A 14,445-nucleotide genomic window follows, 5' to 3' on the forward strand; every position below is an offset into this window, starting at 1 on the left:
CGCGCGTGCCTCCTGCGACAAGGAGCGGCTCATGAGGAAACTCTCAGCTTCCGTGGAAGGCGGCGCAGACGCCGAAGACCCGGCCCCGACGAAGGGGCCGGGTCTTCCGCCTCGGGTCAGCGCGCGGCGTTGCCCTCGACGTAGTCCTCGTCCTGCTGCTTCCAGGCGAAGAGCGAGCGCAGGTCCCGGCCGACGGTCTCGATCGGGTGGGCGGCGGCCTTCTCGCGCAGCTCGAGGAACTCGACGGCACCGTTGTCCTGGTCGTCGATGAAGCGCTGCGCGAACGCGCCCGACTGGATGTCGGCGAGCACGGCCTGCATGTTCTCCTTGACGTGCGGGTCGATCACGCGCGGGCCCGACACGTAGTCGCCGTACTCGGCGGTGTCGGACACCGACCAGCGCTGCTTGGCGATGCCGCCCTCCCACATGAGGTCGACGATGAGCTTGAGCTCGTGCAGCACCTCGAAGTACGCGATCTGCGGCTGGTAGCCCGCCTCGGTCAGGGTCTCGAAGCCGTACTGGACGAGCTGCGACACACCGCCGCAGAGGACGGCCTGCTCACCGAACAGGTCGGTCTCGGTCTCTTCGGTGAACGTCGTCTTGATGACGCCCGCGCGCGTGCCGCCGATGGCCTTCGCGTACGAGAGCGCGGTCGCCCACGCGTTGCCCGAGGCATCCCGCTCCACCGCGATGATGTCGGGGATGCCGCGACCGGCGACGTACTCGCGACGCACCGTGTGGCCGGGGGCCTTCGGGGCGACGAGGATGACGTCGACGCCCTCGGGCGCCTCGATGTAGCCGAAGCGGATGTTGAAGCCGTGCGCGAAGGCCAGCGTCTTGCCCGGCGTCAGCTTGTCCTTGATGCTCTCGCTGTAGATCGAGCGCTGGTGCTGGTCGGGGGCCAGGATCATGATGAGGTCGGCCCACTCGGCCGCATCGGCGACCGACTTGACCTCGAAGCCCTCGTCCTGCGCCTTCTCGGTCGACTTCGAGCCGTCCTTGAGCGCGATGACGACCTCGACACCCGAGTCGCGAAGGTTCTGGGCGTGCGCGTGGCCCTGCGAGCCGTAGCCCACGATCGCCACCTTCTTGCCCTGGACGATGCTCAGGTCGGCATCGGCGTCGTAGAAGATCTCAGCCATCTTCGTGTTTCTCCTTGATGTTGTGGTCGTTGTGGTCTGTGTCAGCCGCGCAGGACGCGCTCGGTGATGCTCTTGCCGCCGCGGCCGATGGCGACGAGGCCGGACTGCGCCAGCTCCTTGACGCCGAACGGCTCGAGAGCCCGCAGGAAGGCGTCGACCTTGCCCTTGTCGCCGGTCACCTCGACGACGAGCGCGTCGGGCGCGTAGTCGACGATCTGTCCACGGAAGAGGTTCACGACTTCGAGCACGTTCGAGCGCGTCTGGTTGTCGGCGCGCACCTTCACGAGCATGTGCTCACGCTGGACGGATGCCGCAGGGTCGAGCTCGACGATCTTGATGACGTTGATGAGCTTGTTGAGCTGCTTGGTGACCTGCTCGAGCGGCAGCTCGTCGACGTCGACCACCACGGTGATGCGGGAGAGGCCGGGGACCTCGGTGACGCCCACCGCGAGGGACTCGATGTTGAAGCCGCGCCGTGCGAACAGCCCGGCGACGCGGGTCAGCAGACCCGGCTTGTCCTCCACGAGGAGGCTCAGCACGTGACTCGTCATGGCCTCAGTCCTCCTGCTCGTCGAAGGCGGGCGAGTGATCCCGCGCGTACTGGACGTAGCTGTTGCTGACGCCCTGGGGCACCATCGGCCACACCATCGCGTCGGCGCTCACGACGAAGTCGATGACGACGGGGCGGTCGTTGGTCTCGAGGGCGGTCTGGATCGCGGCATCCACGTCCTCCTCCTTCTCGACGCGGATCGCGAGGCACCCGTAGGCCTCGGCCAGCTTCACGAAGTCGGGGATGCGCACGGTGCCGTGACCCGTGTTGAGGTCGGTGTGCGAGTGGCGGCCGTCGTAGAACAGCGTCTGCCACTGACGCACCATGCCCAGCGACGAGTTGTTGATGATCGCGACCTTGATCGGGATCTTGTTGATCGCGCAGGTGGCGAGCTCCTGATTGGTCATCTGGAAGCAGCCGTCGCCGTCGATCGCCCACACGTGGCGGTCGGGCTCGGCGACCTTCGCGCCCATGGCGGCGGGCACCGAGTACCCCATGGTGCCGGCGCCGCCCGAGTTCAGCCAGGCGTTCGGACGCTCGTACTTGATGAACTGCGCAGCCCACATCTGGTGCTGACCGACGCCCGCGGCGTAGATCCCCTCGGGCCCGGTCAGCTCGCCGATGCGCTTGATCACGTACTGCGGCGACATGAGTCCGTCGGTCGGCTGCGTGTAGCCGAGCGGGAACTCGTCGCGCAGGCCGTCGAGGAACGACCACCACTCGCCGATGTCGGGAGCGGAGCCGTCGCTCACCGCACGGAAGGCGGCATCCAGGTCGACGAGCACGTCCTTCAGGTCGCCGACGATCGGGACGTCGGCGGTGCGGATCTTCGAGATCTCGGCCGGGTCGATGTCGACGTGCACGACCTTGGCGTTCGGTGCGAACAGCGCAGCCTTGCCGGTGACGCGGTCGTCGAACCGCGCGCCGAGGGCGACGAGCAGGTCGGCCTCCTGCAGCGCGAGCACCGCGGGCACGGTGCCGTGCATGCCGGGCATGCCCAGGTGCTGCGGGTGCGAGTCCGGGAACGCGCCGCGCGCCATGAGCGTGGTCACGACGGGAGCGCCGGTCGTCTCGGCCAGCGAGCGCAGCTCGGCGGACGCCCGCGAGCGGATCACACCGCCGCCGACATACAGCACGGGCTTCTTGGCGTCGGCGATCAGCTGCGCCGCCGCCTGGATCTGCTTGCCGTGCGCCTTGGTCACCGGCCGGTAGCCGGGGAGGTCGATCTGCGGCGGCCACACGAAGGGCGCCTCGGCCTGCTGCGCGTCCTTCGTGATGTCGACGAGCACGGGACCGGGGCGGCCGGTCGACGCGATCTCGAACGCCGCGGCGATCGCGCCGGGGATGTCCGCGGCGCGCTTCACCAGGAACGAGTGCTTGGTGATCGGCATCGTGATGCCGACGATGTCGGCCTCCTGGAAGGCATCCGTCCCCATGAGGGTCGAGAACACCTGCCCGGTGATGCAGACGATCGGCACGGAGTCCATGTAGGCGTCGGCGATCGCGGTGACGAGGTTGGTGGCACCCGGGCCGGAGGTCGCGATGGCGACGCCGACGCGACCGGATGCCGCGGCATAGCCCTCGGCGGCGTGACCGGCGCCCTGCTCGTGGCGGACGAGGATGTGACGCACCGACTCGTCGTCCATGAGGGGGTCGTAGACGGGCATGATCGCCCCGCCGGGAAGACCGAAGACGTCGGTCACCCCCAACAGGTCGAGGGAGCGGACGACCGCTTCGGCGCCCGTGAGCACGGGCGTCGAGGCGGTGCGGGCGGGCGGCCGGGGAACGGCCGCGGCGGTGTCGGCTGACATGGTGAGATTCCTCACAGATGGGTCGGACGGGATGCCGGAAACCAGGCTCAACCGGTGGTCGCGCCCTCCGCAGCGGAGCGCACGAGTCGGGAGTACTTGGCAAGAACGCCACGGGTATAGCGCGGAGGAAGCGGCTCCCAGCCAGAGCGGCGGGAGTCAAGCTCAGCCTCGTCGACGAGTAGGTCGAGAGTGCGAGCCGCGATATCGACCCGTATCAGATCACCATCGCGCACGAAGGCGATGGGACCAGCGTCCACCGCTTCGGGTGCTATGTGGCCGATGCACAGGCCGGTTGTGCCGCCTGAGAATCGTCCGTCCGTCAAGAGTAGTACATCTTTTCCGAGCCCCGCGCCCTTGATGGCAGCGGTGATGGCGAGCATCTCGCGCATGCCGGGGCCGCCCTTGGGACCCTCGTAGCGGATCACCACGACGTCGCCCGCCTGGATGGCTCCGGCCTCCAGGGCGTCCATGGCGGCGCGCTCGCGCTCGAACACACGCGCGGGGCCCTCGAACACGTCGGCGTCGAAGCCGGCCGACTTCACGACGGCGCCTTCCGGCGCGATCGAGCCGTGCAGGATCGTGATGCCGCCGCTCGCGTGGATCGGGTTGTCGAACGTGTGGATGACGGTGCCGTCGACCGGGTCGGGGTTGAGGTCGGCGAGGTTCTCGGCGAGGGTTTTGCCGGTGACGGTGAGCGCGTCGCCGTGCAGCAGGCCCTCGTCGAGCATGGCCTTCATGATCACCGGGATGCCGCCGTGGCGGTCGACGTCGTTCATGACGTACTTGCCGAACGGCTTCATGTCGGCCACGTGCGGGACCTTGTCGCCGATGCGGTTGAAGTCGTGCAGGCTCAGGTCGACGTCGGCCTCGCGGGCAATGGCGAGGAGGTGCAGCACCACGTTGGTGGAGCCGCCGAGCGCCATCGCGAGGGCGATGGCGTTCTCGAACGCCTCCTTGGTGAGGATGTCGCGCGTGGTGATGCCCTGACGCAGCAGGTTGACGACGGCCTCGCCCGACCGGTGGGCGAAGTAGTCGCGGCGGCGGTCCGCCGAGGGCGGCGCTGCGGAGCCGGGGAGGCTGAGGCCCAGCGCCTCGGCGACCGAGGCCATCGTGTTCGCGGTGTACATGCCACCGCACGCGCCCTCGCCCGGCGCGATCGCGCACTCGATGCGCTTGAGGTCGGCCTCGCTCATCTTGCCCGCGAGACAGGCGCCGACGGCCTCGAACGAGTCGATGATCGTGACGTCCTTCTCGGTGCCGTCCGACAGCTTGACCCAGCCGGGCGCGATCGAGCCGGCGTAGAGGAAGACGCTCGACAGGTCCAGCCGGGCGGATGCCATCAGCATGCCGGGGATCGACTTGTCGCAGCCGGCGAGGAGCACCGAGCCGTCGAGGCGCTCGGCCATGATGACCGTCTCGACCGAGTCGGCGATGACCTCACGCGAGACGAGCGAGAAGTGCATGCCCTCGTGGCCCATCGAGATGCCGTCCGACACCGAGATCGTGCCGAACTGCAGCGGGTACCCGCCGCCGGCGTGCACACCCTCCTTGGCGCCCTGTGCGAGCCGGTCGAGGCTCAGGTTGCAGGGAGTGATCTCGTTCCAGCTCGACGCGATGCCGATCTGCGGCTTGTCCCAGTCCGCATCCCCCATGCCGACGGCGCGGAGCATGCCGCGCGACGTCGTGGCTTCGATGCCGTCGGTGACGACGCGGCTGCGGGGCTTGATATCGATGGTGTTGTCAGCGGGCGAAGGGGGCTGGGCCATTGTCTGATTCTATGCCGCGCGGCGGATCGCCCTCCCGAGGTTTCGGATTCCCGGGTGCACGCCGCCTCGGGCCGAGGGACAGCCGGCCGCGAGGCTCAGCTGCGCAAGCGGACACGCTCTGACGCGAGCAGCGTCAGGAGGTCGGCGAGTGCGGCGATGTCGGGCACGCGCACGGCGGCGGCTGTCGGGCCGTCACCGACCCGCACGCCCAGATCATCGGCGCCCAGGCTCGCCAGGGCATCCTCATCTGTGACGTCGTCACCGGCGAAGAGCACGGCCGTGGCGCCCATCAGCTCCCGCAGTTCCGCGATCGCGGAGTCCTTGCCCTCGTGACGGAAGGCGAACTCGACGATGTTGTGTCCGGTGCGCCGGCGCCAGTGCGGGGCCTCCGCCGCGACGATCTCATCGGCCAGGCGATTCGCCTCTGCGGCGGCCTCGGCGGTGGCGCGTCGGGTGTGCACGCCGAACCCGAAGGTCTTCGGCTCGATCCAGACGCCGTCCAGGTGCGCGGTCGCAGCCTCGGCATGCGCCCGCATCGCGTCGCGCAGCGCCACATCGGCCTCGTCCTCGCCATGGGTCCGCAGCCCCTCGTCCGGGCTCCAGAACTCCGCACCATGGGATCCCGCGAGCAGCACGCGCGACGTGTCGTCGTGCTCGGCGATCACCCGCAGGTCGACGAGGCTGCGCCCCGAGACCAGCGCCACGACGGTGTCGGGTGCGGCGACCACGGCCCTCACCGCGTCGCGCGCGGCAGGCAGCATCCGTGCCGCCATCGGGTCGTCCGCGAGCGGTGACAGGGTGCCGTCGAAGTCCAGCGCGACGAGCAGAAGATCGGATGCCGCAATGCCGGCGATCGCTTCGCGCACGTCGTCGGCGAGATCGAGCGTCATGCGTTCGCCTCCGCCGCCCGGTTGAGGGCGGGGAACCTGTTGCGCTCGCGGGCGCCGTCGAGGGCGTCGAGGAAGGACCGCGACCAGCGGGCGACGTCGTTCTCGACCACCTTCCGGCGCAGTGCCCGCATGCGGCGGCCCTGTTCCGCGGACGGCATCTCGATGGCGCGCATGATCGCGTCCTTCATTCCGTCGATGTCGTGAGGATTGATGCGCACCGCGCTCGGGAGCTCGTCGGCGGCGCCGGCGAACTCGCTCAGCACCAGCACGCCGCGGTTGTCGATGCGGGAGGCGACGTACTCCTTGGCCACGAGGTTCATGCCGTCGCGGAGCGCGGTGACCAGCATGACGTCGGCCGCGAGGAACAGCGCCACCATCTCTTCGCGGGGGTAGGCCTGGTGGAGGTAGCGGATCGCGGTGTGGCCCATGGTGTCGTGGTCGCCGTTGATGCGGCCGACGGTGAGCTCGATCTCGTCGCGGAGCTGCATGTAGGCCGCGACGCGCTCCCGGCTCGGGCTCGCGACCTGCACGAGCGTCACGTCCTCGACGGCGATCTTGCCGTCCTCCAGCAGTTCGCCGAAGGCCTTCATCCGGTGGCGGATGCCCTTGGTGTAGTCGAGCCGGTCGACGCCCAGCAGGATCTTCCTCGGGTTTCCCAGGCTCTCGCGGATCTCCTTCGCCCGCGCCCGCACATCGTCGCGCCGGGCGAGCTCGATGTACGAAGAGGCGTCGATCGAGATGGGGAACGCCTTCGCCAGCGCGCGTCGGCTGGTGCCGTCCGGGCGGGGGACGGTGATGCCCGATGCCTTGGTGTCGTAGCGCAGCTGACGACGCACGGCGCGGGCGAAGTTGCCGGCATCCGCGACACGCTGGAACCCGATGACGTCCGCGCCCAGCAGCCCCTCGAGCACCTGGCGGCGCCACGGCAGCTGGGAGTACAGCCCGTATGCCGGGAAGGGAATGTGGTGGAAGTAGCCGATGGTGAGGTCGGGGCGCGCTTCGCGCAGCATCTGCGGGACGAGCTGCAGCTGATAGTCCTGCACCCACACGGTGGCGCCGTCCGCGGCCACCGCGGCGGCGGCTTCGGCGAAGCGCCGGTTCACCTTGACGTACGCATCCCACCAGACCCGGCGATACCGCGGCTCGGCGATGACGTCGTGGTAGAGCGGCCAGATGGTGTCGTTCGACATGCCCTCGTAGTAGAGCTCGACGTCCTCGGAAGTGAGCATCACCGGCACGAGATGCGTGCCCTCGAACTCGAACGGGCCGACCTCGATGTCGGGCTGGCCCGGCCATCCCACCCACGCGCCGTCCGCACGTCGCATGACCGGCTCGAGCGCGGTCACGAGCCCGCCGGGCGAGCGCCGCCATCCCGCCTCGCCGTCGCCGTCCACGACTCGATCGACGGGAAGGCGGTTGGCGACGACGACCAGTTCGGCGATGCGTTCGGGCGCGGCCGGAGGGTGGGGGTCTGTCACGCGGTCTCCTGACGGTTCGTGGACTCGGCAACGGGCCCAGGCTAACAGCGCGCCCTCCGGCCCGAGCGCCCTTGACGTGCGAGGCGTGCCCATGTCAAGGGGCGCGCCCGCCACGGCTGCCGCGCTAACGTGGCCTCATGCGCAAGTACGTCTTCGGCACCGGCATCCTCACCGCGTTCACCGGCGGGCTGACGCTGTTGAGGGGTCTCCGCGAGAACGAGCCCTTCACCTGGCGCATGGCACTCGGGTGGCTCAGCTGGGGCATCACGCTGGCCCTCGCGATCGGCGCGATCGTCGACGTGCGACGGGCATCACGTGGCGGGGTCATCGCGAACGACTCCCCCGTCCACGGCCGCGAGAAGAAGCTCCTCAAGCGCCGCCTCGACCGCTGACCCGCGCTCGCAGTCAGCGCCCCGCGAGCAAAGTTCCGGTCGTTGTGCGAGGGAGCGCCAGCGACCGAGACGAAGCGCTCGAGCCACCCAGGTGCGCCGTGTGAACTGCGTTTCGACTCGCAAGCTCGCTCAACGACCACGTTCCTCGCTCACTCAACGACCGAGACCTCGGGTCAGCGGGTGAGGATCAGCGCGTCGCCCTGACCGCCGCCGCCGCAGAGCGCGACCGCGGCCGTGCCCCCGCCCCGACGGACGAGCTCGTGCACCGCGTGGACGACGAGGCGGTTGCCGGATGCCCCGATCGGGTGCCCGATCGCGATGCCGCCGCCATGCGGGTTGACGATGTCGTCGGAGAGTCCGAGCTCGGCCTGAGAGCGCGCGACCACGGCGCCGAAGGCCTCGTTGATCTCGACGAGGTCCAGGTCGGAAGCCGCGATCCCCTGCTTCGTCAGCGCCTTCTCGATCGCCCGTGCCGGCTGCGCGTGCAGCGAGTTGTCGGGGCCGGCGACCTGACCAGACGCTCCGACGACGGCGAGGACGTTCCAGCCGTTCTCGTCGGCGTGGGACCGCGTCGTGAGCACGACGGCCGAGGCGCCGTCCGAGATCTGCGACGAGTTGCCCGCCGTGATCGAGCCGCCCTGCGAGAAGGCCGGCCGCAGGCCCGCGAGGGTCTCGACCGTCGTCTCGGGCCGGACGCCCTCGTCCTTCGTCACGACGATCGGGTCGCCCTTGCGCTGCGGGATCTCGACGGGCACGATCTCGGCGTCGAACACACCGTCAGCCTGCGCCGCGGCGGCCCGCTGGTGCGAACGTGCGGCCACGGCATCCTGTGCCTCGCGGCTGATCTCGAACCGCTCGTTGTGCCGCTCGGTCGAAGCGCCCATGCTCTCCCGGTCGTAGGCGTCGGTGAGTCCGTCGAACGCCATGTGGTCGAGCACCTCGATCGAGCCGTACGCCCAGCCGTCGCGCGAGCCCATCAGGAGGTGGGGCGAGCGGGTCATCGACTCCATGCCGGCGGCCACAACGACGGTCGCGTCGCCCACAGCGAGCATGCGCGCTCCGTCGATGATCGCCGTGAGGCCCGAGAGGCAGACCTTGTTGACCGATCCGGAATGGACCTCCCACGGGATGCCGGCACCGACCGCCGCCTGGCGCGCGGGGTTCTGCCCGCTGCCGGCGGCGAGCACCTGGCCGACGAGCACCGCATCCACGGCATCGGCCGGGATTCCGCCCTGCTCGAGTGCGCCGCGGATGGCGGCGCTGCCGAGCTGCACCGCGGTGAGCGAAGCCAGCTGGCCCTTCAGCCGCCCCTGCGGAGTCCGCGCGGCGGCGACGATGACGACGTCGTCGTGGTTCATGCTTCCACCTTAAGATCGTCGCTGAGTTCGAATGTGCCGAGAAGCTCCGGCTCGGTCGCCGCGACGACCTCTGCCACGGTCACACCGGGAGCCGTCTCGACCAGCACGAGTCCGGCATCCGTCACATCGATGACCGCGAGATCCGTGATGATGCGGTCGACCACACCGCGGCCGGTGAGGGGCAGCGAGCACTCGTTCACGATCTTGGCGGAGCCGTCCTTCGCGACGTGCTCCATGAGCACGATCACCTTCGCGGCGCCGTGCACGAGGTCCATGGCGCCTCCCGGGCCCTTCACCATCTTTCCGGGGATCATCCAGTTGGCGAGGTCGCCGGACGCCGAGACCTGCATGGCGCCGAGGATCGCGGCGTCGATCTTGCCGCCGCGGATCATGCCGAAGCTCGTGGCCGAGTCGAAGAACGCGGCGCCCGGGAGCGTGGTCACGGTCTCTTTGCCGGCGTTGATGAGGTCGGGGTCGACGTTCTCCTCGGTCGGGTAAGGACCGACGCCGAGGATGCCGTTCTCGGACTGCAGCACCACCGTGACACCGTCGGGCACGAAGTTCGGCACGAGGGTCGGCAGTCCGATTCCCAGGTTCACGTAGGCGCCGTCGGTGAGCTCCTGCGCGGCGCGCGCGGCCATCTCGTTGCGGGTGAGCGGCATGTCAGGCTCCTTCCGGCATCTCGCGGGCGGCGGCCTGGGCCACGGAGACCGTCCGTCGTTCGATGCGCTTCTCGGTGTCGGATCCGACCTCCACGATGCGGTGCACGTAGATGCCGGGGAGGTGGATGCTGTCGGGGTCGAGTTCGCCCGGTTCCACGAGCTCCTCGACCTGGGCGATGCAGACGCGGCCCGCCATCGCGGCGAGCGGGTTGAAGTTGCGCGCCGCCTTGTTGAAGACGAGGTTGCCGTGGCGGTCGCCCTTGAGCGCGTGCACGAGCGCGAAGTCGGTGACGATCGCCTCTTCCAGGACGTACGGGCGACTCGTACCCGCGACGTCGAAAGTGCGGACGTCCTTGGCGGGTGAGGCGACGGCGATGCTGCCGTCCGCGGCGTAGCGCCGCGGAAGCCCGCCCTCGGCGACCTGGGTGCCGACGCCGGTCTGCGTGAAGAAGGCGGCGATGCCCGAGCCGCCGGCCCGCAGTTTCTCGGCGAGGGTGCCCTGCGGCGTCAGCTCGAGCTCGAGCTCGCCCGAGAGGAACTGCCGCTCGAACTCCTTGTTCTCGCCCACGTACGACGACGTCATCTTGCGGATGCGCTGGGCGTTGAGCAGGATGCCGAGGCCCCAGTCATCCACGCCGCAGTTGTTGCTCACGATGCTGAGGTCGCTCGTGCCCTGCGCGAGCAGTGCCTCGATGAGCGCGATGGGGTTGCCCGAGAGCCCGAACCCTCCCACCGCCAGAGACGCCCCGTCGGGGATGTCGGCGACCGCTTCGGCCGCCGAGCCCCAGGTCTTGTCGATCATTCTGCTCCTTCGCATGAACCCGCCGTGATGACGTCTGCAGAACTCCACGGGATCGTCGCGCCACGTGACCGAGTTGGCGTGATCGCCGTCGAATGACGCGCTGAGCGTGGAGTTCTGCAGACGATCCTCCGCTCGATCCCCTCGTCCCGCCAGGGCGTCGCTTGCCATGTGGCCACTGTGCGACGTACCGTCCATATTGTGGACACCGCAGCCAACCGCACCGTTCCGGGCGCCCAGTCGATCGCGCGGGCCGCGCAATTGCTGCGGCTGGTGACGTCGGCGGGGAGCGACGGGATGCCGGCGGCCGAGCTCGCGCGTCGCGCCGACCTCACTCGACCCACCACGCACCGGCTCCTCACCGCCCTCCGTCACGAGGGACTCGTCGATCAGGACGACCGCACCGGACGCTGGATGCCGGGACCAGAGCTGTTCCTGATGGGCACCGTGGCGGCATCCCGCTACGACGTGACCGGGATCGCCCGCGACATCGTGCGCTCCCTCGCGGTGCGCACCGAGGAGAGCGCGTTCCTCTCGGTGCGCCGGGGCGACGAAACCGTGTGCCTGCTGCGCGAAGAGGGCAGCTTCCCGATCCGTTCGTTCGTGCTGTCCGAGGGCGTGCGCTTCCCGCTCGGCGTCGCCTCGGCCGGGCTCGCGATCCTCGCGTTCCTGCCGCCCCACGATGTGGACGCGTACTTCGAGCGTCATCCGGAGCTGCCCCGTGAATGGGGGGCCGCGCACAGCGAAGGGCGGCTGCGGACGCGGCTGCGCGACACGCAGGAACGTGGCTACGCCGTCAACCCCGGCCTCATCGTCGAGGGCTCGTACGGCATCGGCGCCGCGGTCTTCACCCGCGAGGGCCACCCCCAGTGGGCGCTGAGCCTGACAGGGGTGGAGTTCCGGTTCGGTCCCGAGCGCCTCCCCGAACTCGGCCGCACCCTCCTGGCCCACGCCCACCAGCTGACCACGCGCATCGCCGCGGGTCGCTGAGTCGTCTCGCTCGCGCAGAACTCGGATGCCGTTTCCCTGTCGGACGGAGGCATCTCTCAGCTATGGTGAGCGACATCCGTCGCTCATGGGGATGCGGCGGGCACTTGCAGTACCCCTGGGGAGGGATACAAATGAAAATGCGCTCAACGGTGCTGTCCGCCGTCGCTGTAGCGGTGACCGCGATACTCGTGTCGATCGGAGGAGCCGCGCTCGCGGACGACATCGTGGTCGACGGCGACACCATAGCGATCGGGACGCAGACCGATATCGACTTCGGCACTCTCGCCTGTGGCGCGACCGCGACGAGACAAGTGGCGCTCTACGTCAAGAGCAGCGGCCACACCGGCTCCGGTCAACAGGTCTTCATGAACGACAGCTTCGTGGACGTGGGCGCGACCACTTCCGCCCCGGTGTCGGTGACCGTTGCCCCCGGCACGGCCGGCGACATAAAGGTGCCGACGAACTGGCAAGGCACGGTGGCGTATCCCAACAACACCCTGACGCCGACCGGTGCGACTGCCACCCTGGCACCGAACACCTCCGTCTCCGGCGACTTCACCGGCACGGTGTCGTTCTCCGGAACAGGCGTCAACGGCGGCGGCAACGGCATCTCGGTCGGTCCCGTCCTGCTCACCGTCCGCTGGAAGGTCGGTCCCTGCAACGTCGCTACCGCCACCACGACGACCGTCTCTTGTCCGGCCTCGATCGTCTACACCGGTTCTGCCCTCACACCCTGCACGGCGACCGTGATCGGTGAGGGAGGGTTCTCGCAGACACTCGCGGTGACGCACGCCGCGAACACGAATGTGGGCACCGCCAGCGCGGCAGCCGCGTTCGCCGGTGACGCGACCCACAAACCGAGTAGCGGGGATGCGACATTCCAGATCACCAAGGCGTCGTCCACGACGACGGTGGAGTGTCCGGCGTCCGTCACCTACACCGGCTCGGCCCTCACACCCTGCACCGCGACCGTGACCGGCGCATCCCTGGCACAGGAACTCGCGCCGACGTACATCGCCAACACGAACGCCGGCACGGCGACGGCCTCGGCGATCTACGGCGGCGACGAGAACCACGCCGGCTCGACAGACGAGACGACGTTCGAGATCCTGGCCGCCTCGGCCAGCTGCGAGGTCACGGGCTACGCCGCGGAGTACGACGGTGACGCCCACGGGGCCACCGGATCGTGCACCGGCATCGGCGGGGCAGACGTCAGCGCCGGGCTCGACCTCGGCGCGTCCTTCACGGACGTGCCGGGCGGCACCGCCTACTGGTCGTTCGACCTGTCGAACTACGCCTCGCAGTCGGGATCGGTCACGATCGGCATCGACCAGGCCGCGTCCTCCGTCTCGCTCCTGTGCTCCGACACCGTCTACACCGGCGCCGCGCAGGAGACGTGCTCGGCGACCGTCACCGGGGCCGGCGGGCTGTCGGAGGACGTCGTTGTGACCTACACCGCCAACACGGATGCGGGCACCGCGACCGCGAAGGCGATCTACGGCGGCGACATCAACCACAAGGCGAGCGAGGCATCCACCACGTTCGAGATCGCGAAGGCGGCGACCACCACGAAGATCACGTGCACCGAGCCCAACGCCTACACCGGCAGCGAGATCACTCCGTGCACGGCCCGCGTGACGGGTGCGGGCGGGTTGGACGCCAGCTTCCAGCCGTCGTACGCGAACAACGTCGGGGCGGGGAACGCGTCGGTGTCGTTCCAGTACGCCGGCGACGCCAATCACGAGCCGAGCCAGGACGCGACGACCTTCGTGATCGACAAGGCGTCCTCGTCGATCACGCTCACCTGCCCGGCGTCGGTCGTGTACACCGGTGCGCCGCACACGCCCTGCACGGCCACCGTCTCGGCGGTCGGCCTCGCGGACTTCGCGGCCGACGTGAGCTACACGGACAACACGGACGCCGGAAGCGCCTCTGCCTCCGCAGCGTGGGCGGGTGACCAGAACCACGTGGGAAGCAATGTCTCCGGTGGCTTCCAGATCGCCAGGGCACCCTCGGTCACGGTGGTGACGTGCCCGACAGCGGCGATCCCGTTCACCGGTTCGGCGATCACCCCGTGCACCGCGCGCGTGACCGGCGCTGGTGGGCTCGACCAGGCGGTGACCCCGGTCGTGTACGCGAACAATACGTCGGTGGGCACCGCGACGGCTTCCGCCGTCTATCCGGGGGACGCGAACCACCTGGGCAGCAACGGCTCGGCGACCTTCGCGATCGAGGCGTGGACGCTGAACGGCTTCTACAAGCCGGTCGACATGGGAAATGCGGTCATCAACATCGTGAAGGGCGGGTCCACGGTGCCGCTCAAGTTCACGGTGCTGGCGGGGACCACCGAGGTCACCGACCTCGCGACGCTCAACGCGAGCTTCGTCGTGAAGGGCGTCAGCTGCGATCCCACGGATGCCACGAGTGACGACCTGCTCGCCACCACCGGTGGAACCACCCTGCGATACGACGCATCAGCGCATCAGTGGATCCAGAACTGGCAGACCCCGAAGACAGCCGGCAAGTGCTACACGGTCGTGATGACGACCGCCGACGGGTCGCAGCTGAGCGCGCAGTTCAAGATCAAGTAGCGGTATCGTCCGCCGC

12 protein-coding genes are annotated in these 14,445 nt (G+C 69.2%); 3 read left to right on the plus strand and 9 right to left on the minus strand.

The genetic code is table 11. From position 1 onward, the window contains the following. Positions 1-116: 116 nt before the first annotated feature. The 6 genes from ilvC to B1729_RS00605 form a co-directional block, all read right to left on the minus strand. Entirely contained in the window at positions 117-1,142 is a 1,026-nt protein-coding gene (gene ilvC, locus B1729_RS00580) for a ketol-acid reductoisomerase (protein WP_163617408.1), read from the minus strand. A gap of 41 nt (positions 1,143-1,183) precedes the next feature. Next, positions 1,184-1,693 carry an acetolactate synthase small subunit gene (ilvN, locus tag B1729_RS00585; protein ID WP_163630113.1) on the minus strand — a complete coding sequence of 170 codons (510 nt, stop codon included), beginning with the start codon at positions 1,691-1,693 and terminating at the stop codon, positions 1,184-1,186. A 4-nt stretch (positions 1,694-1,697) separates the two neighbouring features. After that, entirely contained in the window at positions 1,698-3,503 is a 1,806-nt protein-coding gene (locus B1729_RS00590) for an acetolactate synthase large subunit (protein ID WP_163617410.1), read from the minus strand. Positions 3,504-3,550: 47 nt separating this feature from the next. Further along, complete coding sequence (ilvD, locus tag B1729_RS00595) at positions 3,551-5,269, minus strand: dihydroxy-acid dehydratase (protein WP_163617411.1); 1,719 nt, start codon at positions 5,267-5,269, stop codon at positions 3,551-3,553. Between the two features lie 95 nt (positions 5,270-5,364). Further along, on the minus strand, positions 5,365-6,159 hold the full coding sequence (gene otsB / locus B1729_RS00600; protein WP_163630115.1) for a trehalose-phosphatase: 795 nt from the start codon (positions 6,157-6,159) through the stop codon (positions 5,365-5,367). Further along, positions 6,156-7,637, minus strand: coding sequence for a trehalose-6-phosphate synthase (locus B1729_RS00605; protein WP_204260024.1), 1,482 nt, complete (start codon positions 7,635-7,637; stop codon positions 6,156-6,158). The genes otsB and B1729_RS00605 overlap by 4 nt, the downstream gene beginning before the upstream one ends. A gap of 137 nt (positions 7,638-7,774) precedes the next feature. Here B1729_RS00605 and B1729_RS00610 point away from each other — a divergent pair, with 137 nt between their 5' ends. Beyond that, positions 7,775-8,029: a hypothetical protein gene (locus tag B1729_RS00610; RefSeq protein WP_163617413.1), complete on the plus strand. Its 255-nt coding sequence runs from the start codon at positions 7,775-7,777 to the stop codon at positions 8,027-8,029. A 173-nt stretch (positions 8,030-8,202) separates the two neighbouring features. Here the strand turns inward: B1729_RS00610 and B1729_RS00615 are convergent, their stop codons facing one another. Genes B1729_RS00615 through B1729_RS00625 form a run of 3 tightly spaced genes read right to left on the minus strand, consistent with a single transcriptional unit; the run spans position 8,203 to position 10,851 of the window. After that, positions 8,203-9,387 (minus strand): acetyl-CoA C-acetyltransferase, encoded by a 1,185-nt coding sequence (locus tag B1729_RS00615; RefSeq protein WP_163630118.1) that lies wholly within the window; start codon positions 9,385-9,387, stop codon positions 8,203-8,205. Continuing rightward, complete coding sequence (locus B1729_RS00620; RefSeq protein ID WP_204318829.1) at positions 9,384-10,049, minus strand: CoA transferase subunit B; 666 nt, start codon at positions 10,047-10,049, stop codon at positions 9,384-9,386. Before B1729_RS00620 ends, B1729_RS00615 begins: the two co-directional genes overlap by 4 nt. 1 nt (position 10,050) lies before the next feature. Continuing rightward, complete coding sequence (locus tag B1729_RS00625) at positions 10,051-10,851, minus strand: CoA transferase subunit A (RefSeq protein ID WP_163630120.1); 801 nt, start codon at positions 10,849-10,851, stop codon at positions 10,051-10,053. A gap of 198 nt (positions 10,852-11,049) precedes the next feature. On the opposite strand from B1729_RS00625, the gene B1729_RS00630 reads away from it, so the two are divergent. Continuing rightward, positions 11,050-11,838: an IclR family transcriptional regulator gene (locus B1729_RS00630; protein ID WP_163617416.1), complete on the plus strand. Its 789-nt coding sequence runs from the start codon at positions 11,050-11,052 to the stop codon at positions 11,836-11,838. Between the two features lie 173 nt (positions 11,839-12,011). Next, positions 12,012-14,429 carry a PxKF domain-containing protein gene (locus B1729_RS00635; protein ID WP_163630122.1) on the plus strand — a complete coding sequence of 806 codons (2,418 nt, stop codon included), beginning with the start codon at positions 12,012-12,014 and terminating at the stop codon, positions 14,427-14,429. The last annotated feature ends 16 nt before the right edge of the window (positions 14,430-14,445 follow it).

This window comes from Microbacterium sp. B35-04 (assembly GCF_010634885.1).
Taxonomy (GTDB): domain Bacteria; phylum Actinomycetota; class Actinomycetes; order Actinomycetales; family Microbacteriaceae; genus Microbacterium.